This window comes from Pseudomonas aegrilactucae (assembly GCF_019168305.1).
GTDB lineage: Bacteria > Pseudomonadota > Gammaproteobacteria > Pseudomonadales > Pseudomonadaceae > Aquipseudomonas > Aquipseudomonas aegrilactucae.
Window position 1 is genome coordinate 49,851 of record NZ_JAHTBI010000072.1, and the last position, 20,914, is coordinate 70,764.

16 protein-coding genes are annotated in these 20,914 nt (G+C 64.7%); 12 read left to right on the plus strand and 4 right to left on the minus strand.

Features of this window, described 5'->3' with window-relative positions; translation table 11 throughout:
• Positions 1-133 precede the first annotated feature (133 nt).
• Positions 134-2,572 (minus strand): penicillin-binding protein 1A, encoded by a 2,439-nt coding sequence (locus KUO17_RS19345; RefSeq protein ID WP_425274881.1) that lies wholly within the window; start codon positions 2,570-2,572, stop codon positions 134-136.
• A 151-nt stretch (positions 2,573-2,723) separates the two neighbouring features.
• Between KUO17_RS19345 and pilM the strand changes: the two genes are divergently transcribed.
• The 11 genes from pilM to KUO17_RS19400 all read left to right on the plus strand — a co-directional run bounded on the left by pilM (position 2,724) and on the right by KUO17_RS19400 (position 17,596).
• On the plus strand, positions 2,724-3,572 hold the full coding sequence (pilM, locus tag KUO17_RS19350) for a type IV pilus biogenesis protein PilM (RefSeq protein WP_217977125.1): 849 nt from the start codon (positions 2,724-2,726) through the stop codon (positions 3,570-3,572).
• Positions 3,569-4,099 carry a PilN domain-containing protein gene (locus KUO17_RS26975; RefSeq protein ID WP_217977126.1) on the plus strand — a complete coding sequence of 177 codons (531 nt, stop codon included), beginning with the start codon at positions 3,569-3,571 and terminating at the stop codon, positions 4,097-4,099. Before pilM ends, KUO17_RS26975 begins: the two co-directional genes overlap by 4 nt.
• Positions 4,096-4,995 carry a pilus assembly protein PilP gene (locus KUO17_RS19360; protein ID WP_217977127.1) on the plus strand — a complete coding sequence of 300 codons (900 nt, stop codon included), beginning with the start codon at positions 4,096-4,098 and terminating at the stop codon, positions 4,993-4,995. The genes KUO17_RS26975 and KUO17_RS19360 overlap by 4 nt, the downstream gene beginning before the upstream one ends.
• A gap of 15 nt (positions 4,996-5,010) precedes the next feature.
• A complete protein-coding gene (locus KUO17_RS19365; protein WP_217977128.1) occupies positions 5,011-6,291 on the plus strand; it encodes a type IV pilus secretin PilQ in 1,281 nt (426 codons plus the stop codon).
• A gap of 4 nt (positions 6,292-6,295) precedes the next feature.
• Entirely contained in the window at positions 6,296-6,814 is a 519-nt protein-coding gene (gene aroK, locus KUO17_RS19370) for a shikimate kinase AroK (RefSeq protein WP_217977129.1), read from the plus strand.
• Positions 6,815-6,914: 100 nt separating this feature from the next.
• Positions 6,915-8,012 carry a 3-dehydroquinate synthase gene (gene aroB, locus KUO17_RS19375; protein WP_217977130.1) on the plus strand — a complete coding sequence of 366 codons (1,098 nt, stop codon included), beginning with the start codon at positions 6,915-6,917 and terminating at the stop codon, positions 8,010-8,012.
• A 16-nt stretch (positions 8,013-8,028) separates the two neighbouring features.
• Complete coding sequence (locus tag KUO17_RS19380) at positions 8,029-9,618, plus strand: AAA family ATPase (RefSeq protein WP_217977131.1); 1,590 nt, start codon at positions 8,029-8,031, stop codon at positions 9,616-9,618.
• A gap of 365 nt (positions 9,619-9,983) precedes the next feature.
• Positions 9,984-14,429, plus strand: a complete 4,446-nt coding sequence (gene gltB / locus KUO17_RS19385; RefSeq protein WP_217977132.1) for a glutamate synthase large subunit — start codon at positions 9,984-9,986, stop codon at positions 14,427-14,429.
• A 33-nt stretch (positions 14,430-14,462) separates the two neighbouring features.
• Positions 14,463-15,881, plus strand: a complete 1,419-nt coding sequence (locus tag KUO17_RS19390; RefSeq protein WP_163949578.1) for an FAD-dependent oxidoreductase — start codon at positions 14,463-14,465, stop codon at positions 15,879-15,881.
• Positions 15,882-16,071: 190 nt separating this feature from the next.
• Positions 16,072-17,136 (plus strand): uroporphyrinogen decarboxylase, encoded by a 1,065-nt coding sequence (hemE, locus tag KUO17_RS19395; protein WP_217977133.1) that lies wholly within the window; start codon positions 16,072-16,074, stop codon positions 17,134-17,136.
• Between the two features lie 112 nt (positions 17,137-17,248).
• The gene (locus KUO17_RS19400) at positions 17,249-17,596 is read left to right on the plus strand and encodes a YgiW/YdeI family stress tolerance OB fold protein (RefSeq protein WP_217977134.1); all 348 of its coding nucleotides are present in this window, start codon (positions 17,249-17,251) and stop codon (positions 17,594-17,596) included.
• A gap of 120 nt (positions 17,597-17,716) precedes the next feature.
• Here the strand turns inward: KUO17_RS19400 and KUO17_RS19405 are convergent, their stop codons facing one another.
• A complete protein-coding gene (locus KUO17_RS19405; protein WP_425274882.1) occupies positions 17,717-18,958 on the minus strand; it encodes an MFS transporter in 1,242 nt (413 codons plus the stop codon).
• Positions 18,959-19,102: 144 nt separating this feature from the next.
• Here KUO17_RS19405 and KUO17_RS19410 point away from each other — a divergent pair, with 144 nt between their 5' ends.
• The gene (locus tag KUO17_RS19410) at positions 19,103-20,002 is read left to right on the plus strand and encodes a LysR family transcriptional regulator (RefSeq protein ID WP_217977135.1); all 900 of its coding nucleotides are present in this window, start codon (positions 19,103-19,105) and stop codon (positions 20,000-20,002) included.
• 4 nt (positions 20,003-20,006) lie between these two features.
• Here the strand turns inward: KUO17_RS19410 and KUO17_RS19415 are convergent, their stop codons facing one another.
• Both KUO17_RS19415 and KUO17_RS19420 read right to left on the minus strand, forming a co-directional pair.
• On the minus strand, positions 20,007-20,453 hold the full coding sequence (locus KUO17_RS19415; RefSeq protein ID WP_217977136.1) for a YbjQ family protein: 447 nt from the start codon (positions 20,451-20,453) through the stop codon (positions 20,007-20,009).
• A 19-nt stretch (positions 20,454-20,472) separates the two neighbouring features.
• Complete coding sequence (locus KUO17_RS19420) at positions 20,473-20,913, minus strand: hypothetical protein (protein ID WP_217977137.1); 441 nt, start codon at positions 20,911-20,913, stop codon at positions 20,473-20,475.
• Position 20,914: the final 1 nt, after the last annotated feature.

Below are 20,914 nucleotides of genomic sequence, written 5' to 3' on the forward strand. Positions count from 1 at the left end.
TGGGGCAAGGCATTGGGTCTGTGTGGTGCGCTTCGCTGGCAAGCCAGCTTCCACAGGGTTTGCGGTGCTCACAAAACCCTGTGGGAGCTGGCTTGCCAGCGAAGGGGCCGCAGAGCAGCCCAGATTTATCGCATCAGAACAGGTCGATCGGCGCCGACTCGTCTGCCGGCAGCGGGCTGCCTGGCGCGCTGCCGCCCAGTTCGTTGACCGACGGCGGGGTGTCCTCGGCCTTGAACAGCTCGAAGTAGGCATTGGGCGTGCTCGGCGTCGCCGCACGGCCACTGACCGGGTCGACCCGCAGGCTGAGGATGCCCTCAGGCTGCGCCTGCGGGTGCATCGGCTTGTCCTTGAGCGCTGCCCCCATGAAGCTCATCCAGATCGGCAGCGACACCGTGCCGCCATACTCGCGACGGCCCAGGGTTTCCGGCTGGTCGAAGCCGGTCCACACGGTGGTCACGTAGTCGGCGTTGTAGCCGGAGAACCAGGCGTCCTTGGACTCGTTGGTGGTGCCGGTCTTGCCCGCCAGGTCCGTACGCCCCAGTGCCATGGCACGGCGTCCGGTGCCGCGCTTGATCACGTCCTCGAGCATGCTGGTGAGAATGTAGCTGGTGCGCTCGTCGATGATCTGTTCAGCCACTGCCGGTGCCTGGGCCGGTGCTACAGGTGCAGGTGCATCCAGCGCTGTCGACGCCTCGGTCAGGATCGGCGACTCGGCCGCCGCAATGCCCGCCTGGTCCTGATGGCCCTGGGGCACGCTCGGCGGGTTGGCGACGAACAGCGTGTCACCGTTGCGGCTCTCGATGCGGTCGATCAGGTACGGGCTGATCTTGTAGCCGCCGTTGGCAAACGCGCTCCAGCCGGTGGCGATCTCCATCGGGGTCAGGGTCGCGGTACCCAGTGCCAGCGACAGGTTGCGCGGCAGGTCCTGCTTGTTGAAGCCGAACTTGGCGATGTAGTCGATGGTCTTGTCCACGCCCATCGCCTGCAGCAGGCGGATCGACACCAGGTTGCGCGACTTGTACAGCGCCTCGCGCATGCGGATCGGGCCGAGGAAGGTGTTGGTGTCGTTCTTCGGCCGCCAGACCTTGTCCAGGTACTCGTCGACGAACACGATCGGCGCATCGTTGACCAGGCTGGCGGCAGTGTAACCACTGTCCAGCGCAGCGCTGTACACGAACGGCTTGAAGCTCGAGCCCGGCTGACGCTTGGCCTGCATGGCACGGTTGTAGTTGCTCTGCTCGAAGGAGAAGCCACCCACCAGTGCGCGGATCGCGCCGTTGCTCGGGTCGAGCGTCACCAGCGCGCTCTGTGCACCCGGCACCTGGGTGAACGCCAGTACACCCTCGGCCTGGCGCTGCACGCGGATAACATCACCCACCTGGGCCACATCGCTCGGCTGCGCCGGGGCACGGCCCTGGCTGTTGGTGTTGAGGAAGGGGCGGGCCCATTTCATGCTGTCCCAGGCCACAGTCTCCTCAGTGCCTGCCTTGGTCAGTACGCGCAGGCCGGTCTTGTCGACCTGGGTGACGATGGCCGGCTCCAGGCCGCCAAGGGTGCGCAGCTTGGTCAGTTCCTGTTGCCAGGCGGCCTGGGTCTTGCCCGGCAGGCGCGACTCGGGGCCGCGGTAGCCGTGGCGGTGGTCATAGGCGCTGAGGCCGTCGAGCACGGCAGTGTTGGCCATTTCCTGCAGGTTGCTCGGCACTGTGGTAGTGACGCGGAAACCTTCGGTGTAAGCATCGCTGCCGTAGCGCCCGACCATTTCGGCGCGGGCCATTTCGGCGATATACGGCGCGTTCACTTCCGGCGTCGGCACGTGGTAGCTGGCGTTGATCGGTTCGGCCAGCGCGGCCTGGTAGCTGGCGTCGTCGATCTTGCCCAGCTTGAACATGCGCCCCAGGATCCAGTCGCGACGCTCCTTGGCGCGCGTCGGGTTGGCCAGCGGGTTGAAGCGCGACGGTGCCTTGGGCAGGCCGGCGATCATCGCCATCTGCGCCAGGCTCACGTCGCGGATCGACTTGCCGTAGTACACCTGGGCGGCGGCCTCGATGCCGTAGGCGCGGTTGCCCAGGTAGATCTTGTTGACGTACAGCTCGAGGATCTCGTCCTTGGTCAGTTCGCGCTCGATCTGCAGGGCCAGCAGGATCTCGTTGGTCTTGCGCGAGAAACTGCGTTCGCTGCTGAGGAAGAAGTTCTTCGCCACCTGCATGGTGATGGTGCTGCCGCCAGTCTGGATGTGCCCGGACTTGAGCAATTGTGTTGCAGCGCGCATCAGGCTGCTGGGGTCGACCCCATAGTGATTGGCGAAATTGTCGTCTTCGGCAGACAGCAAAGCCTGGATGAAATGCGGTGGAATGTCGGCAAAACGGATGGGAGAACGGCGCATTTCGCCAAACTCGGCAATCAGTTTTCCATCGCTGCTGTACACCCGCAAAGGGATCTGCAACTGGATGCTTCTCAGGGCCTCTACCGAGGGCAGGCTGGGGCTAAGATACAGAAACGCGCCGCTCAGACCGAGCACGACAGCGCAGATGACTGCGACGAAAGACCACCAGAAGAACTTCAGCAGGCGTATCAAGGCGTTGGGGTGTCCAGGTTGAAGTATGGGTTGAGCGCAGGGCCGACAGAGGCGAAAAAACGCTCGGCATTATAAGCAATTTTACGGCGCCGCGTGGGTTGCGCGGCGCTCGGGGTGGGTGATGCCCCGTCAATGGAAGGGAACGCCAATGTTTGGACGCTTCGGCAAGGATGCCGGTTCACTGCTGGGCATCGATATTTCGGCGCATGGCATCAGGTTGCTGCAGCGCCGGCGTGCCTGCGGCACGGTCAGCGCGTGGGCCACCGAACCGGTGGCGGCGGGGGTGCTGCACGAGGGCCGGGTGGTGGACCCCGAGCGACTGGCGCACGCCTTGGGGCAGGCCTTTGCGCGCAGCGGTGCCACCTGTCGCGAGGCTGGCGTGGCGGTGCCCGCATCGGCGGTGCTGAGCAAGGTGCTGAGGGTGCCGGCAGGGCTCACGCCCGATGCACTGTTCGCCCACGTGCGCCTCGAAGCCGAGGCATTCATTCCATTTGCCATGGAGGACGCCGCACTCGACTTCGAGTGCCTGGGTCGCGCCGCGCAGGATCCTGCCTGCGAGGCGGTGTGCGTGCATGCCTGCCACCAGAACTGGGTCGATGGGCTGGAGGCAGCGGTGGAACTGGCCGGCTTGCGCGCACGGGTGGTGGAGTCCGACAGCCTGGCCCTGCAACGGGCCGCCGGGCTTGAGAGCGGTGCGGTGCTGCAGGTGGAGGCCGGCCATCTGGTGCTGCATGTACTGGCAGCGCACGCGGTGGTGTGGCGAGGCGAGGCAGTGGCGGCCACCGACCTGCCGCACAGCCTGGCCGAGTGCGTCGACCGCTGGTTGCTCGCGCTCGATGGCGTCATGCCGTCGCGCCTGGTGCTGGCAGGGGCGGCGGCCACGGCGGGGCAGGCGCTGTACCTGCAGCGCCAGTTGGGCCTGGACACCACCCTGTTCGGTCCGGCCCCACCCACACTGGCCCTGGCCTACGGGTTGGCAGCCAGGTGTGCGCCGTGAGGCACGGGCTCAATCTGCTGCCTTGGCGTGAATGGCGGCGTCAGCGTGGGGTGCGCCAGTTGCAGGGGTTGTTGCTCGCCACCTTGCTGCTGGCGATTGTCGGCCTGGTGCTGCTCGATCGACAGGCCAGTCGCCGGCTTGCGCTGCAGGGCCTGGCCAATGCGCAGGTGAGTGACGCCATCGCTCGGCTCCAGGCACCGGTTGCCCAGGTGAACGGCCTGGCGGCGCAAGGCGATGCGCTGTTGCAGCGGGCACAGGTGCTTGAAGCCTTGCAGCACGCCGCGTCACCGGGCGCACAGGTGCTCGGCCTGCTGGCCCGGCGTGTGCCGCCTGGGGTGCAACTGACCGCGCTGGCGCTGGAGGGCAACGCCCTGCGCCTGGAAGGCGTGGCGCAGGGGCGAGCGTCGGTGACCCGCTTGATGAGCAACCTCGGGCAGTCGCCTGGCCTGGCCGATATCCGCCTGCAGGAAGTCAAGGCCACGGCGACCGGCGAGGTGTTCCAGATGAGTGCGCAGGTGCGGCCGTGAACCAGGCGCTGAGCTGGGGGGCGATCGCGGCGTGGTCATGGCCGCGCAAGCTGTTGTTGCTGGTGGGCGGTGGCGTGCTGCTGCTCGGGCTGGGGCAGGGTGCGCACCTGCGCGCGGGTGACGCGGCGCTGGCACGGGCACAGGCCCGTGGTGCCGAGCTGCAGGTGACCTGGCAGCAGCAGGCCGACCAGGCGGCCCGACTGGCCGGGGAGCAGGCGCGGTTGCTGCAGTTGCAGCGTCGTTTGCGTGAGGCCCAGGCGCCGCTGTTGCCCGAGGGCGGCCTGCCAGGGTTGTTGCAGGACATCGCCGCGACAGGCCGGGGCCTGGTGTTCGAACAGGTCAACGTGCTGGCGGCGCAGGCCCGGGCCGAGTATGCCGAGGTGCCGATTCAGGTGCGGGTGGTGGGCGACTTTTCGCAACTGTCGGGGTTTGTCGACGCACTGCTCGGTCTGCCCAGGCGGGCAACCCTGCATGACCTGCAGGTGTCGCCGCTGGATGGGCGCGAGCAGTTGCGCCTGCAACTGCAGCTCAACGCCTATGCCTCCGGGGTGCCTGTCGAGGCACCGGTGCAGGCCGAGGGGGCGCTGATGGCGTCGCGCAATCCGTTCAGCGCCTCGACGCCTGCCCCCGCCGCATCGGTGCTGGAGGGCTTGCCCGTGGACCAGTTGGAACTGGTGGGGCACCTGGCAGACCCACGTGGGGCCGTGGCGCTGATCCGCGCGGCAGGCGCGCTGTATCCGGTGCGTGTGGGTGATCGGCTGGGGCCCGACCAGGGCCGGGTGGTGCGTGTCGAGGCACAGCAGTTGGAGCTGGCCGAGCGGGTCTGGGTCGAGGGCGGCGGCTGGGTGGTGCGTTCGCGGGTGATTGGCGTCAATGCTCAACGAAGCTTCAACTGACCAGGGAGGTCATGGATGAACAGAAGGGCGCGTGTGTGTGTTGCGTTGTTGCTGGTGCTCGGGCTGCCGCAGGCACTGGCGGCGCTGCAACCCTTGCCCGGGGGTGGCGAGCGGCTGTCATTGAGCTTCCAGGATGTGGAGGTGCGTTCGGTGCTCAAGGTGCTGGCCGATTTCACCGGTACCAACCTGGTGGTCAGCGATGCGGTGCAGGGCAAGGTGACCTTGCGCCTGCAGGATGTGCCGTGGGAGCAGGCACTGGACCTGGTGTTGCGCAGCAAGGGCCTGGGGCGGCGCCAGGACGGCAATGTGCTGCTGGTGGCGCCCCTGGCCGAGCTGGCCGGGCATGAGCGCCAGGCGCTGGCGGCGCAACCGCCCGTGGCCCTGGCCCGTGAGCTGCTGGCCGTCAACCATGCGCGGGCGGCCGACCTGGTGCAGATGTTCCAGGCCCTGGCGCCGCAAGAGGCGCCAGGGGCGATCACGGTCGACGAGCGCACCAATACCATCATTGCCAGCCAGCCGCCTGCTCGTCTGGCCGAGCTGCGTCGCATGCTGGCGCAGCTCGACGTGCCGGTACGCCAGGTGATGATCGAGGCGCGCATTGTCGAGGCCAATGTCGATTATGAAAAAAGCCTGGGTGTGCGTTGGGGTGGGGCGGTGCAACTGGGTGGCGGGTTCAGCCTCAAGGGCATGGCCGCAGATGGGCAGCCGTTCGTCGACCTGGGCGTGGAGCGGCCGGCGGCAGGCATCGGTCTGGGCCTGGTGCGCAACAGCGTGCTGCTCGACCTTGAACTCAGCGCCATGGAAAAGACCGGCAACGGCGAGATCATCTCCCAGCCCAAGGTGGTCACTGCCGACAAGGAGACCGCGCGCATCCTCAAGGGCACCGAGGTGCCGTACCAGGAGTCGGGCGCCAACGGCAGCACCTCCACCACCTTTCGCGAGGCGTCGCTGTCGCTGGAGGTGACGCCGCAGATCACCGCCGACAACCGCGTGATCATGGCCGTCAAGGTCACCAAGGACGAGCCGGACTATCTGAATGCCTTGAACAGCGTGCCGCCGATCCGCAAGAACGAGGTCAATGCCAAGGTTCAGGTGGGCGATGGCGAGACCATCGTGATCGGCGGGGTGTACTCCACCGTGCAAAGTAATGTTGTCGACAAGGTGCCATTTTTCGGCGATGTGCCGTATGTTGGGCGGCTGTTTCGTCGCGCCGTTATCCAAGAGAAAAAATCCGAGCTGCTGGTCTTCCTGACTCCGCGTATCATGAGTGACCAGGCGATTGCTGTGAGTCGTTGATTCTGTGCGAAATTTGATACTTGTAGGGCCGATGGGTGCCGGTAAAAGCACCATCGGTCGCTTGCTGGCCAAAGAGCTGCGCCTGCCGTTCAAGGATTCCGACAAGGAAATTGAACTGCGCACGGGCGCCAATATTCCGTGGATCTTCGACAAGGAAGGCGAGCCCGGCTTTCGTGATCGTGAGCAGGCGATGATTGCCGAGCTGTGCGAGGCCGACGGCGTGGTGCTGGCCACCGGTGGCGGCGCGGTGATGCGCGACGCCAACCGCCTGGCGTTGCACGCCGGCGGGCGGGTGATCTACCTGCATGCCTCGGTCGAGCAGCAGGTGGGGCGCACGGCACGCGACCGCAACCGGCCGCTGCTGCGTACCGCCAACCCGGAAGCCACGCTGCGCGCGTTGCTCGAGCTGCGCGACCCGCTGTACCGGGAAATCGCGGACCTGGTGGTAGAAACCGACGAGCGGCCGCCACGCATGGTGGTGCTGGACATTCTCGAGCGCTTGCAGAAGTTGCCGCCCCGCTAAGGCATGACTATCCTCGGCGACCAGTCATGCCCTGGCAGGGCACTTCGTTATTGCGCGGGTCGAGCCTTCGATGCCGCGCCTTTGTTCTTTGTGGGGACACATGCAGACACTTAAGGTCGAACTGGGCGAACGTAGCTACCCGATCTACATTGGCGAAGGCCTGCTGGATCAGCCTGAACTGCTGGCGCCGCACATTGCCGGCAAGCAGGTCGCCATCGTGTCCAACCAGACCGTCGCACCCCTGTACCTGCAACGCCTGAGCCAAAGCCTGGGTGCCTATTCGGTGCTGCCGGTGGTGCTGCCCGACGGCGAAGCCTTCAAGAACTGGGAAACCCTGCAACTGATCTTCGATGCCCTGCTGACCGCGCGCCATGACCGGCGTACCACCGTGATCGCCCTGGGCGGCGGGGTGATCGGCGACATGGCAGGCTTTGCCGCAGCCTGTTACCAGCGCGGTGTGGACTTCATCCAGGTGCCGACCACCCTGCTGTCCCAGGTGGATTCGTCGGTGGGCGGCAAGACCGGCATCAACCACCCGCTGGGCAAGAACATGGTCGGCGCCTTCTATCAGCCCAATGCGGTGCTGATCGATACCGCCAGCCTCAAGAGCCTGCCACCACGCGAGCTGTCTGCAGGGCTGGCCGAAGTCATCAAGTACGGCCTGATCTGCGACGAGCCGTTCCTGGGCTGGCTGGAAGACAACGTCGATGCGCTGCGCGCGCTCGATCAGGTGGCGCTGACGCGCGCCATCCAGCGCTCCTGCGAGGCCAAGGCGGCCGTGGTGGGCGCGGACGAGCGCGAGTCCGGTGTGCGGGCCACGCTCAATCTCGGTCACACCTTCGGCCATGCCATCGAGACCCACATGGGCTATGGTGTGTGGCTGCACGGTGAAGCCGTGGCTGCCGGCACCGTAATGGCCTTGGAAATGTCCATGCGCCTGGGCTGGATCAGTCAGGCCGAGCGCGACCGCGCTGTCCGCCTGTTCCAGCGCGCCGGGCTGCCGGTGGTGCCGCCACAGGAAATGACCCCGGCTCACTTCATGGAACACATGGCGGTCGATAAAAAGGTGCTCGACGGTCGTCTGCGCCTGGTCCTGCTGCGCCACATCGGCGAAGCGCTGGTGACCGACGACTATCCGCAAGAGATTCTTCAGGCCACGCTGGCGGCGGATTACCGCGCCATCGTCGCCCAGCTTTGAGGTTGACGAGAGTTCGATGACTAGTTTGCATGCCGACGAGGCCTTTCTCGGCCATTACCAGTTGAACCATGACCCCTTCGCTGCGCGGGTGCCTGGCTTCAAGTTCTTTCCTGCCCAGCGCAAGCCGGTACTCGGCCAGTTGCATCACCTGGCGCGTTACAGCCAGCTGCTGCTGGTGGTGACCGGGCCTCAGGGCAGTGGCAAGACCCTGCTGCGCCAGGCCCTGGTGGCCAGTACCAACAAGCAGTCGGTGCAAAGTGTGGTGGTGTCGGCACGTGGCGCCAGCGACGCCGGTGGCCTGCTGGCCCAGGTGGCGCAGTCACTGGGTGTGAGCAAGCCCGAGGTGCCGGGAATCATCGCGCAGATCGTGCAACTGGCCCTGACCGGTCAGGAAGTCTACCTGCTGGTGGACGATGCGGAACAACTGGGCGAGTCGGCACTCCAAGCCTTGCTGGAACTGGCGGCAGGCACGCCCGAAGGGCGCCCGCACGTGTTCCTGTTCGGCGAGCCTTCGCTGATCGCTGCACTGGACGAGCTCAATGCCGAGCAGGAGCGCTTCCACGTCATCGAGTTGCAGCCCTACACCGAAGACGAGACCCGGGAATACCTGGAACAGCGTCTGGACGGTGCCGGGCGTGGCATCGAGGTGTTCACCAGCGAACAGATTGCCGATATTCACGAAAACTCGGACGGCTGGCCTGGGGCAATCAACCAGGTGGCCCGGGATACCATGATCGAAGCCATGCTCGCTACCCGCTCGACGGTGAAGCGACCATCAATGGGGTTCAATATGCCTAAGAAACACGTGCTGGCGTTGTCTGCTGTGGTGGTGGTTGCCGTGGCGGCAGCCGTGCTGATGCCCAAGAAGGGTGACCAGGCGCCCGTCACCGCGCCGGCTGAGCAGGCACAACTGCCGTTGGGCGAGGGCAAGCCAGGTACCGCACAGTCGAACAACGGTGGCCCGGCCATCGAGTTTGCCGGTTCCTCGCAACCGATGCCGCTGCCGCTGGTCGGGCAGTCCCAGCCGGTCATGCGTGGCCCGCTGGCCGAAGCGGCCGGCATGGACGAGGGCGAAGAGTCCGGCCCGGCCGGCGACACCGCGCTGCAACCGCCAACCGTGACCACTATCGCGCCGCCGCCAGGTGTCACGGCAGGCCCCGCGCCGACGCCGGCGCAGCCGGTTGCACCTGTGCAGCAACCCGCCGTACCGGTTGCCAGCAAGCCGGTTGCACCAGCTCCCAAGCCTGCCCCGGTGCAGGTCGCCACGGCCAAGCCCGCCCCGAAACCGGCTGAAAAACCTGCTGCCAAGCCGGCGGCCGGCGGTAGCTGGTACAGTGCCCAGGCGCCAGGCAACTATGTGGTGCAGATCCTGGGCACCAGTTCCGAAGCGTCGGCCCAGGCCTACGTCCAGGCGCAGGGTGGCGACTATCGCTACTTCAAGAAAACCCTGCAGGGCAAGCCGCTGTTCGTGATCACCTACGGCAGCTTCTCCAGCCGCGATGCTGCCCTTGCTGCAATCAAAGCCTTGCCAGCCAAGGTCCAGGCTGGTAAACCTTGGCCACGTACCGTCGCCAGCGTCCAACAAGAGCTGGCTGCGACCCGCTGAAATAGCCTGGTGGCACTACCCCCGCCACCTGCTGAGCGACTCCTGAACATCGGCGAAGCCTGCTGCGTAAAACGCGGCAGGCTTTTCTGTCCCAGACTGCCGGCCACAAGCCCTAGTTGCAGTCCAGGCTGAAACGCTTCAGACTCGAGCGATTCCGTTACCACGGATGCCCGATAAAAAACATTCAAAAATGCGACATGGATTTTCACTGATTCGTCAGTAAATTTGTGGGCGTCACTGTCGCTGTGCAACAATGGCATCCGAATTGCCCCCGCAAAGCTGACGTTCGTTCGGCGTGGATGGTAAGTGGTTGTATTAAAAAGAGATTTGCCTTGGTGAGAGGCGAACCTGGTGAGAAAGTGTCTATGAAAACAGGTCTGTACCATCCCGAAGAATTCAAGGATAACTGTGGTTTCGGCCTGATCGCCCATATGACGGGCGAACCGAGCCACCACCTTCTGCAAACGGCCGTCCAGGCCCTGACCTGCATGACCCACCGTGGTGGGATCAACGCCGACGGCAAGACCGGTGACGGCTGTGGTCTGCTCATGCAGAAGCCCGACCAGTTCCTGCGTGCCGTGGCCCGCGAAGCGTTCGGTGCCGAGCTGGCGAAGCAATATGCCGTGGGCATGGTGTTCTTCAACCAGGACCCGGTCAAAGCCCAGGCGGCGCGCGACAACATGAACCGTGAGATCCTCGCTGCCGGCCTGACCCTGGTTGGCTGGCGCAAGGTCCCGATCGACACCAGCGTCCTGGGCCGTCTGGCCCTGGAGCGCCTGCCGCAGATCGAGCAGGTGTTCATCGGTGGCGAAGGCCTGAGCGACCAGGATTTCGCGATCAAGCTGTTCAGTGCCCGTCGCCGCTCCTCCGTGGCCAACGCCCACGACAGCGACCACTACATCTGCAGCTTGTCGCACAAGACCATCATCTATAAAGGCCTGATGATGCCGGCGGACCTCACCGCCTTCTATCCGGACCTGGGTGACGAGCGCCTGCAAACCGCGATCTGCGTGTTCCACCAGCGCTTCTCCACCAATACCCTGCCGAAATGGCCGCTGGCCCAGCCGTTCCGCTTCCTCGCCCACAACGGCGAGATCAACACCATCACCGGCAACCGCAACTGGGCCCAGGCCCGTCGCGCCAAGTTTGCCAACGACCTGATCCCGGACCTTGAAGAACTCGGCCCGCTGGTCAACCGCGTGGGGTCCGACTCCTCGTCGATGGACAACATGCTCGAGCTGATGGTCACCGGTGGCATCGACCTGTTCCGTGGCGTGCGCATGCTGGTACCGCCGGCCTGGCAGAACGTCGAGACCATGGACCCCGACCTGCGTGCGTTCTATGAATACAACTCCATGCACATGGAAGCGTGGGACGGCCCGGCGGGCATCGTGCTTACCGAAGGTCGCCACGCCGTGTGCCTGCTCGACCGCAACGGCCTGCGCCCGGCGCGCTGGGTCACCACCAAGAACGGCTACATCACCCTGGCGTCGGAAATCGGCGTGTGGGACTACAAGCCCGAAGACGTTATCGCCAAGGGCCGTGTAGGCCCGGGGCAGATCTTCGCGGTCGACACCGAGACCGGCCAGATCCTCGACACCGATGCGATCGACAACCGCCTCAAGTCGCGCCACCCGTACAAGCGCTGGTTGCGCCAGAACGCCCTGCGTATCCAGGCCGACCTGAGCGACGACCAGGGCGTGGCCAGCTACGACAGCGACCAGCTCAAGCAGTACATGAAGATGTTCCAGGTCACCTTCGAAGAGCGTGATCAGGTGCTGCGCCCGCTCGGCGAGCAGGGCCAGGAAGCGGTGGGCTCGATGGGCGACGACACGCCGATGGCGATCCTGTCGCAGCGCGTGCGTTCCACCTACGACTACTTCCGCCAGCAGTTCGCGCAGGTCACCAACCCGCCGATCGACCCGCTGCGCGAAGCCATCGTGATGTCGCTGGAGATCTGCCTGGGTGCCGAGCGCAACATCTTCCAGGAATCCCCCGAGCACGCCTCGCGGGTGATCCTCAGCTCGCCAGTGATCTCGCCGGCCAAGTGGCGTTCGCTGATGAACCTCGAGCGCCCGGGCTTCGAACGCCAGGTGATCGACCTCAACTACGATGAAAGCGTCGGCCTGGAAGCGGCCGTGCGCAACATCACCGAGCAGGCCGAAGAGGCCGTGCGCAGCGGCAAGACCCAGTTGGTGCTGAGCGACCGCCATATCGCGCCGGGCAAGCTGCCGGTGCATGCGTCGCTGGCCGTGGGCGCTGTGCACCACCGCCTGACCGAACTGGGCCTGCGTTGCGACAGCAACATCCTGGTAGAGACCGCCACCGCCCGCGACCCGCACCACTACGCGGTGCTGATCGGTTTCGGCGCCTCGGCGGTGTACCCGTACCTGGCCTACGAAGTGCTGGCGGACCTGATCCGTACCGGCGAAGTGCTCGGCGACCTGGACGAAGTGTTCAAGTACTACCGCAAGGGCATCTCCAAGGGCCTGCTGAAGATCCTCTCGAAGATGGGCATCTCCACCATCGGTTCCTACCGGGGCGCGCAGCTGTTCGAAGCCGTGGGCCTGTCCGAGGAAGTGGTCAACCTGAGCTTCCGTGGCGTGGCCAGCCGCCTCAAGGGCGCGCGCTTCGTCGACATCGAGAACGAGCAGAAGCTGCTCGCCGCCGAAGCCTGGAGCCCGCGCAAGCCGATCCAGCAGGGCGGCCTGCTCAAGTTCGTGCACGGTGGCGAATACCACGCCTACAACCCGGACGTGGTCAACACCCTGCAGGCCGCCGTGCAGCAGGGCGACTACGCCAAGTTCAAGGAATACACCGCACTGGTCGACAAGCGCCCGGTGTCGATGATCCGCGACCTGCTCAAGGTGAAAACCCTCGACCAGCCGCTGGACCTGAGCGAAGTCGAGCCGCTGGAAGCGATCCTCAAGCGCTTCGACTCGGCCGGTATCTCTCTGGGTGCACTGTCACCGGAAGCCCACGAAGCCCTGGCCGAGGCCATGAACCGCCTGGGCGCACGCTCCAACTCCGGCGAGGGCGGCGAAGACCCGGCCCGCTACGGCACCATCAAGAGCTCCAAGATCAAGCAGGTGGCCACCGGTCGTTTCGGTGTCACCCCCGAGTACCTGGTCAACGCCGAAGTGCTGCAGATCAAGGTGGCCCAGGGCGCCAAGCCAGGCGAGGGCGGCCAGTTGCCGGGCGGCAAGGTCAACGGCCTGATCGCCAAGCTGCGCTATGCGGTACCGGGCGTGACGCTGATCTCGCCCCCGCCGCACCATGACATCTACTCGATCGAAGACCTCTCGCAACTGATCTTCGACCTCAAGCAGGTCAACCCCCAGGCACTGGTCTCGGTCAAGCTGGTGGCAGAAGCGGGCGTCGGTACCATCGCCGCCGGCGTGGCCAAGGCCTATGCCGACCTGATCACCATCTCCGGCTACGACGGCGGCACCGGCGCTTCGCCGCTGACCTCCATCAAGTACGCCGGTGCCCCGTGGGAGCTGGGCCTGGCCGAAACCCACCAGACCCTGCGCGGCAACGACCTGCGCGGCAAGGTGCGGGTACAGACCGACGGCGGCCTGAAAACCGGCCTGGACGTGGTCAAGGCCGCGATCCTCGGCGCCGAGAGCTTCGGCTTCGGCACCGCGCCGATGATCGCGCTGGGCTGCAAGTACCTGCGTATCTGTCACCTGAACAACTGCGCCACCGGCGTGGCGACGCAGAACGACAAGCTGCGCAAGGACCACTACATCGGTACCGTCGACATGGTGGTGAATTTCTTCACCTACATCGCCGAAGAGACCCGCGAGTGGCTGGCCAAGCTGGGTGTGCGCAGCCTGGGCGAGCTGATCGGGCGTACCGACCTGATGGAAATGCTCCCGGGTGAAACCGAGAAGCAGAAGCACCTGGACCTGAGCCCGTTGCTGGGCAGCCCGCACGTGCCGGCCGACAAGCCGCAGTTCTGCGAAGTCGACCGCAACCCGCCGTTCGACAAGGGCGTGCTGGCCGAAAAAATGGTGCAGATGGCCCTGCCGGCCATCCGCGACCTGAGCGGTGGTGAGTTCGCCCTGGATATCTGCAACTGCGACCGTTCCATCGGCGCACGCATCTCCGGCGAAATCGCCCGCCTGCACGGCAACCAGGGCATGGCCAAGGCGCCGATCACCTTCCGCTTCAACGGCACTGCCGGGCAGAGCTTCGGAGTGTGGAACGCCGGTGGCTTGAACATGTACCTCGAAGGGGATGCCAACGACTATGTCGGCAAGGGCATGACCGGCGGCAAGCTGGTGATCGTACCGCCTGCAGGCAGCCCGTTCGAAACCCAGCACAGCGCCATCGTCGGCAACACCTGCCTGTACGGCGCCACCGGCGGCAAGCTGTTCGCCGCCGGCACCGCGGGCGAACGCTTCGCTGTGCGCAACTCCGGTGCCCACGCCATCGTCGAAGGCACCGGTGATCACTGCTGTGAATACATGACCGGCGGCTTTGTCTGCGTATTGGGCAAGACCGGTTACAACTTCGGTTCCGGGATGACCGGTGGCTTTGCCTACGTGCTCGACCAGGACAACAGCTTTGTTGACAAGGTCAACCACGAACTGGTGGAGATCCAGCGTATCAGCGGCGAGGCGATGGAGGCTTATCGCAGCCACCTGCAGCGCGTGCTGGGCGAATACGTCGAAGAAACCAACAGCGAATGGGGTCGTGAGCTCTGGGAAAACCTGGATGACTACGTGCGTCGCTTCTGGCTGGTCAAGCCCAAGGCGGCCAACCTGAAGAACCTGCTGTCCAGCACCCGTGCCAACCCGCAGTGATATGCGCCTGAAGAGTTTGATGAGGTTTTGAACATGGCTGAACGTCTGAGTAATGACTTCCAGTTCATCGAGGTCGGGCGCAAAGATCCGAAGAAGAAACTGTTGCGTCAACGCAAGAAAGAGTTCGTGGAGATCTACGAGCCCTTCAAACCCCAGCAGTCGGTCGAGCAGGCTCACCGCTGCCTGGGCTGTGGCAACCCGTATTGCGAATGGAAGTGCCCGGTGCACAACTTCATTCCCAACTGGCTGAAACTGGTGTCGGAGGGCAACATCCTTGCTGCCGCCGAGCTGTCGCACCAGACCAACACCCTGCCCGAAGTGTGCGGGCGGGTGTGCCCGCAGGACCGTCTGTGCGAGGGTGCGTGCACCCTCAACGACGGCTTCGGCGCGGTGACCATCGGTTCGGTCGAGAAGTACATCACCGACACTGCCTTCGCCATGGGCTGGCGCCCGGACATGTCCAAGGTGGTGCCCACCGGCAAGCGCGTTGCGGTGATCGGTGCAGGCCCCGCGGGCCTGGGCTGTGCCGACGTGCTGGTGCGCGGCGGGGTGACCCCGGTGGTGTTCGACAAGAACCCGGAAATCGGTGGCCTGCTGACCTTCGGCATCCCCGAGTTCAAGCTGGAGAAGACGGTGCTCAGCAACCGTCGCGAGGTGTTCAGCGGCATGGGCATCGAGTTCCGCCTGAACACCGAGGTGGGCAAGGACATCAGCATGCAACAGCTGCTCGAAGAGTTCGATGCGGTGTTCATGGGCATGGGCACCTACACCTACATGAAGGGTGGCTTCCCGGGTGAAGACCTGCCGGGTGTGCACGACGCGCTGGATTTTTTGATCGCCAACGTCAACCGCAACCTGGGCTTTGAAAAGTCGCCGGAAGATTTCGTCGACATGAAGGGCAAGAAGGTCGTGGTGCTGGGCGGTGGCGACACCGCGATGGACTGCAACCGCACCTCCATCCGCCAGGGTGCCAAGGCGGTGACCTGTGCCTACCGGCGTGACGAGGCGAACATGCCCGGTTCGCGCAAAGAGGTGAAGAACGCCAAGGAAGAGGGCGTGAAGTTCCTCTACAACCGCCAGCCGATCGCGATCGTCGGTGAAGACAAGGTCGAGGGCGTGAAGGTGGTCGAGACCCGTCTCGGCGCACCGGATGCACGCGGCCGTCGCAGCCCCGAGCCGATCCCGGGTTCCGAAGAGATCATCCCGGCGGATGCCGTGGTCATCGCGTTCGGTTTCCGCCCAAGCCCGGCGCCGTGGTTCGAGCAGTTCAGCATCCAGACCGACAGCCAGGGCCGTGTGGTGGCGCCCGAGCAGAGCCAGTTCAAGCACCAGACCAGCAACCCGAAGATCTTTGCGGGTGGCGACATGGTGCGCGGTTCGGACCTGGTGGTGACGGCAATCTTCGAAGGGCGCAATGCGGCCGAGGGGATCCTGGACTATCTGGGGGTCTGATCCGGCCTCTTCGCTGGCAAGCCAGCTCCCACAAGGTTCACCGCTATCCCTGTGGGAGCTGGCTTGCCAGCGAAGCTTTTAACTAAATCTATTGACCTGCCACAGGTCGATAGACAAAAGGCACGGTTGATACCGTGCCTTTTACGTTGGTGTCTGAGAAAATGCCCCCACTTTTTTTCCGGATGCCGACATGACTGCCTTGAAGAACGATCGTTTTCTGCGCGCCCTGCTCAAGCAACCCGTAGACGTCACCCCGGTGTGGATGATGCGCCAGGCCGGTCGCTACCTGCCGGAGTACCGTGCCAGCCGCGCCAAGGCCGGTGACTTCATGAGCCTGTGCATGAACCCGCAGTTCGCCTGCGAGGTCACGATGCAGCCGCTGGACCGCTATCCGCTCGACGCCGCGATCCTGTTCTCGGACATCCTCACCATCCCCGACGCCATGGGCCAGGGCCTGTATTTCGAGACCGGCGAAGGCCCGCGCTTCAAGAAAGTCGTCAGCACCCTGGCCGACATCGAGGCACTGCCGATCCCCGATCCGCAAAAAGATCTTGGCTACGTGATGGACGCCGTCAGCACCATCCGCCGCGAGCTCAACGGTCGCGTGCCGCTGATCGGCTTCTCCGGCAGCCCGTGGACCCTGGCCACCTACATGGTCGAAGGCGGCTCGTCGAAAGACTTCCGCAAGACCAAGGCCATGCTCTACGACAACCCGCAGGCCATGCACCTGCTGCTCGACAAACTGGCGCAGTCGGTCACCAGCTACCTCAACGGGCAGATCCTGGCCGGTGCACAAGCGGTGCAGATCTTCGACACCTGGGGCGGCAACCTGTCGGCGGCGGCCTATCAGGAATTCTCCCTGGCCTACATGCGCAAGATCGTCAGCGGCCTGATCCGCGAGCACGAAGGGCGCAAGGTGCCGGTGATCCTGTTCACCAAGAACGGCGGCCTGTGGCTGGAAAGCATTGCCGAGGCCGGCGCCGACGCGCTGGGCCTGGACTGGACCTGCGACATCGGTGAGGCGCGCCAGCGCGTGGGCAGCAAGGTGGCGTTGCAGGGCAACATGGACCCGACCGTGCTGTACGCCAAGCCTGAAGCCATCCGTGCCGAAGTCGGGCGCATCCTGGCCAGCTACGGCCATGGCACCGGCCACGTGTTCAACCTTGGCCACGGCATCACCCCGGAAGTCGACCCGGCGCATGCCGGCGCGTTCATCCACGCCGTGCACGAGCTGTCGGCGCAGTACCACCCGTAAGCAGTGTTGTACGCAGAACGCCCGGCCTTGTGCCGGGCGTTCTGCATTTAAGGTTCAGTTCAGGGTGGTTGGTTAGTCTGGCTCCATCGAAACCGACCTTGGAACCACTGCCATGAAAACCCGTTACCTTGCCCTGCTGCTTGCTCCCCTGTTCACCACTGGCGCGATGGCTGCCGGCTACACCGGCCCTGGCGCCCAGCCTGTCACCACGGTGGCGGCGGCCAATGAAGCGGCCGACGATACCCCGGTCGTGCTGGTGGGGTATGTGGTGAAGAAGCTCAACAACGACGACAACTACGAGTTCAAGGACGCCAGCGGCACCATCACCGTCGAAATCGACAACGAAGACCTGCCTGCCGTGGCGTTCAACGAAAAGACCAAGGTCAAGCTGACCGGTGAAGTCGAGAAGAGCCTGATGAAGCGCGAGATCGATGTCGACGTGGTCGAAGTCATCAACTGATCAATTGAAAAGCTTCGCTGGCAAGCCAGCTCCCACAGGGTGATCACTGAGCTTGAAGGCGGTGGATTCCCTGTGGGAGCTGGCTTGCCAGCGAATGGGCCGCAACGCGGCCCCGCTTTTTCAGGGTTTCACATTCCCCGGCAACGCCGGCAATTTGCTCAGGTGCAACGCCACCAGCAATGCCACCACCAGCAAACTGCCGATGAACAGCCCGATGCCGTTCCACCCCGCGTAATGCCAGAACACCCCGCCCGCGGTCCCCGCCACGCTCGACCCCGCGTAATAACTGAACAGGTACAGCGAAGACGCCTGCCCCTTGGCCGTCAGCGCGCGCCGGCCGATCCAGCTGCTGGCCACCGAGTGCGCACCGAAGAAGCCGAAGGTGAACGCCAGCATCCCCACGATCACCATCACCAACGGTGAGCACAGCGTCAGCAGCAACCCGCCGAACATCAACAGGATGCTCATCCAGAACACCTTGCGCCGGCCCAGCCGGTCCGACAGCGCACCAATCTGCGCCGAGCTGTAGATGCCCGCCAGGTACACCACCGACAACAGCCCCACCAGTGCCTGGCTCATGTGGTACGGCTCGGCCAGCAGCCGGTAGCCGATGTAGTTGAACAGCGTGACGAACGCACCCATCAGCAAAAAGGCTTCAAGGAACAACCACGGCAGGCCGGCATCGCGAAAGTGCTGGGTAAACCCGTTCAACAGGTTGCGCGGGTTCATCGAGCGCGGTGTGAAGTTGCGCGACTCGGGCAGGATCCGCCAGAACACTGCCGCCGCGATCAGCGCCAGCCCGCCGATCACCAGCATTGCCGTGTGCCAGCTGACAAAGTCGATCAGTACCCCGGTGATCAGCCGCCCGCTCATGCCGCCAATCGCGTTGCCACCGATGTACAGCCCCATCGCCAGGCCGATGTGCTGCGGGTGGATCTCTTCGCTCAGGTAGGTCATGGCCACCGCCGCCAGCCCGCTCAGCGACAGGCCCACCAGCGCACGCATCGCCAGCACCCCGTGCCAGCTGGGCATCAGCGCACTGGCCAGGGTGCACAGCGCCGCGCAGAACAAGGCAAACACCATCACCGGCTTGCGCCCGATACGGTCGGAGATCGGCCCGGTGATCAGCAAGCCGAAGGCCAGCAGCCCGGTCGACACCGACAGCACCAGGCTGCTTTGCGCCGCATTGATGGAAAATTCCCGGGACAGCAGCGGCATCATCGGCTGCACGCAGTACAGCAGGGCGAAGGTGGCGAACCCGCCACAGAACAGCGCCAGCACCGTGCGCATGAACGCCGGCGTGCCTTTTTCGATCCACCGTTCGTTCAGGTGCGCGGCAGGGGGTGGGGACACGGGCGGCAGATCATGGGCAACAGCAGTTTTCACGGAGACCTCGGAAGGGGTACAGCCCTGGCGGGCAGTGAAAAAAGCATATAGCTGGCTAATGATCATTTCCAATATATTGTTCGACCTGTTTAAGAGGTTTCACGACCTAATGGAGTTGCCATGGAACTGCGCCACCTGCGCTATTTCATCGCGGTGGCCGAAGAGCTGCATTTCGGCCGCGCCGCACAGCAGTTGGGGATCTCCCAACCGCCCTTGAGCCAGCAGATCCAGGCCCTGGAGCAGGAGCTGGGTGCGCGCCTGTTCGAGCGCACCAACCGACGGGTGGCGCTCAGCGAGGCCGGGCGACTGTTTCTGGACGAGGCGCGCCAAGTGCTGGCCCAGGTCGACAAGGCCGCCGACGTGGCGCGGCGTGCGCAGCTGGGTGAACTGGGCGAGATGAAGATCGGCTTCACCTCGTCGGCGCCGTTCAATTCCAGCATCCCCAAGGCCATCTACGCCTTCCGCCAGCGCTTCCCCGCGGTGCACCTGAATCTCAAGGAGATGAGCAGCCGCGACGTGGTCGATGCGCTGCTCGACGAGTCGATCGAGGTCGGCCTGATGCGCCCGATGAGCGTGCCCGACAGCCTGGTGATCACCGAGCTGTTTCGTGAACCGCTGGTGGCGGTAATCAATGCCGCGCACCCGCTGGCGCAGGGCAGCGAGCCAGGGCTGCAACTGGCGGCACTGGCGCATGAGCCGTTCGTGTTCTTCCCACGCAGCTACGGCAGCGGCCTGCACGCACAGTTGCTGAGCCTGGCGCGCGCAGCCGGGTTCAGCCCGCACTTTGCCCAGGAGGCGGGCGAGGCGATGACCATCATCGGGTTGGTGTCGGCGGGGCTGGGGGTGTCGGTGTTGCCGGCGTCGTTCCAGCGCATGCGCATCGACGGGGTGGTGTACCGCACGTTGCTCGACCGCGATGCGGTGACGGCGGTGTGGCTGGCGCAACGGCGCGAGGATGTGTCGGCGATGGCCAGGGCCTTTACCGAGTTGTTGACCCGGCAGGCCCTGCGCCACGGCTGAAGGCTTACTGCACCTTGGCCAGGTCACCCTTGATCGCGACGCCCGCCATGACCGCGCCGGCGTGGCATTCGTAGGTGGTGGCGTCCTTGCGCTCGTTGCGCTTGTAGTAGCTGGAGATGTTCACCACGGCATTCGCGCCGACCTTGCGCGCTGCGTCCTGCATGGTCAGCAGTGCCGATTGCAGGGCCCATTCGCAGGCGGCTTCGTCGGTCTTGTTGAAGGCGTTGGTCTTCTTGTTGGTGACCGCTGCCGGGCTTACCACGGTGACCTTGCCGCGTGGCTGCACGCCGGCCAGGTAGAATTTCACCGAGCCGTCGAGCTTCTTCTCGGCGGTCATCTGCGCGACCACTTTCTCGAACGGCAGGTAGTGCGTGGTGTCACGCGCCTGGCTCAGGCCAGGCAGGGCGCACAACAGCAGGGCGGTGGTTGCGGTCCAGGTCTTCAAACGCATGGGGTCTTTCCTTGGGGTTTCAGTTGAGGGTGCTGTCTTGCTGGTTCAGTGCGCGCTGAACGTCTTGCAGGGCCTGCTGGTTTTTCAGCTCGCGCAGGATGTTGTTGTCCAGCGCCTTGACCCAGCGGTTGTAGTTGCGGTGAATCTTGCCGTCCTTGTAGTCCAGCTCGCGGCTGTCGCGGTAGTTGATGCGATAGCCGGTGGCGCTGTAGTCGATGTTGACGGCGGCAAAGAAGGTGTTGCGCACCAGGATGTCGGCCTGGATCTGTTCCGGGGTTACCCGGCGCACGCTCCAGCCACGCTTGGTCACGGTCTGCACGATAGCCTGCTTGACCTGCTCGTGGCTTACCGGACGGGTCAGGTTCAGCTGCTCCTGAGGGGTCAGCAGCGGCTTGGTGGTACAGCCGAGCACGCCGGCCAGCAATAGGCCGAGCAGTGCGGTGCGAATCAATGAAGACATT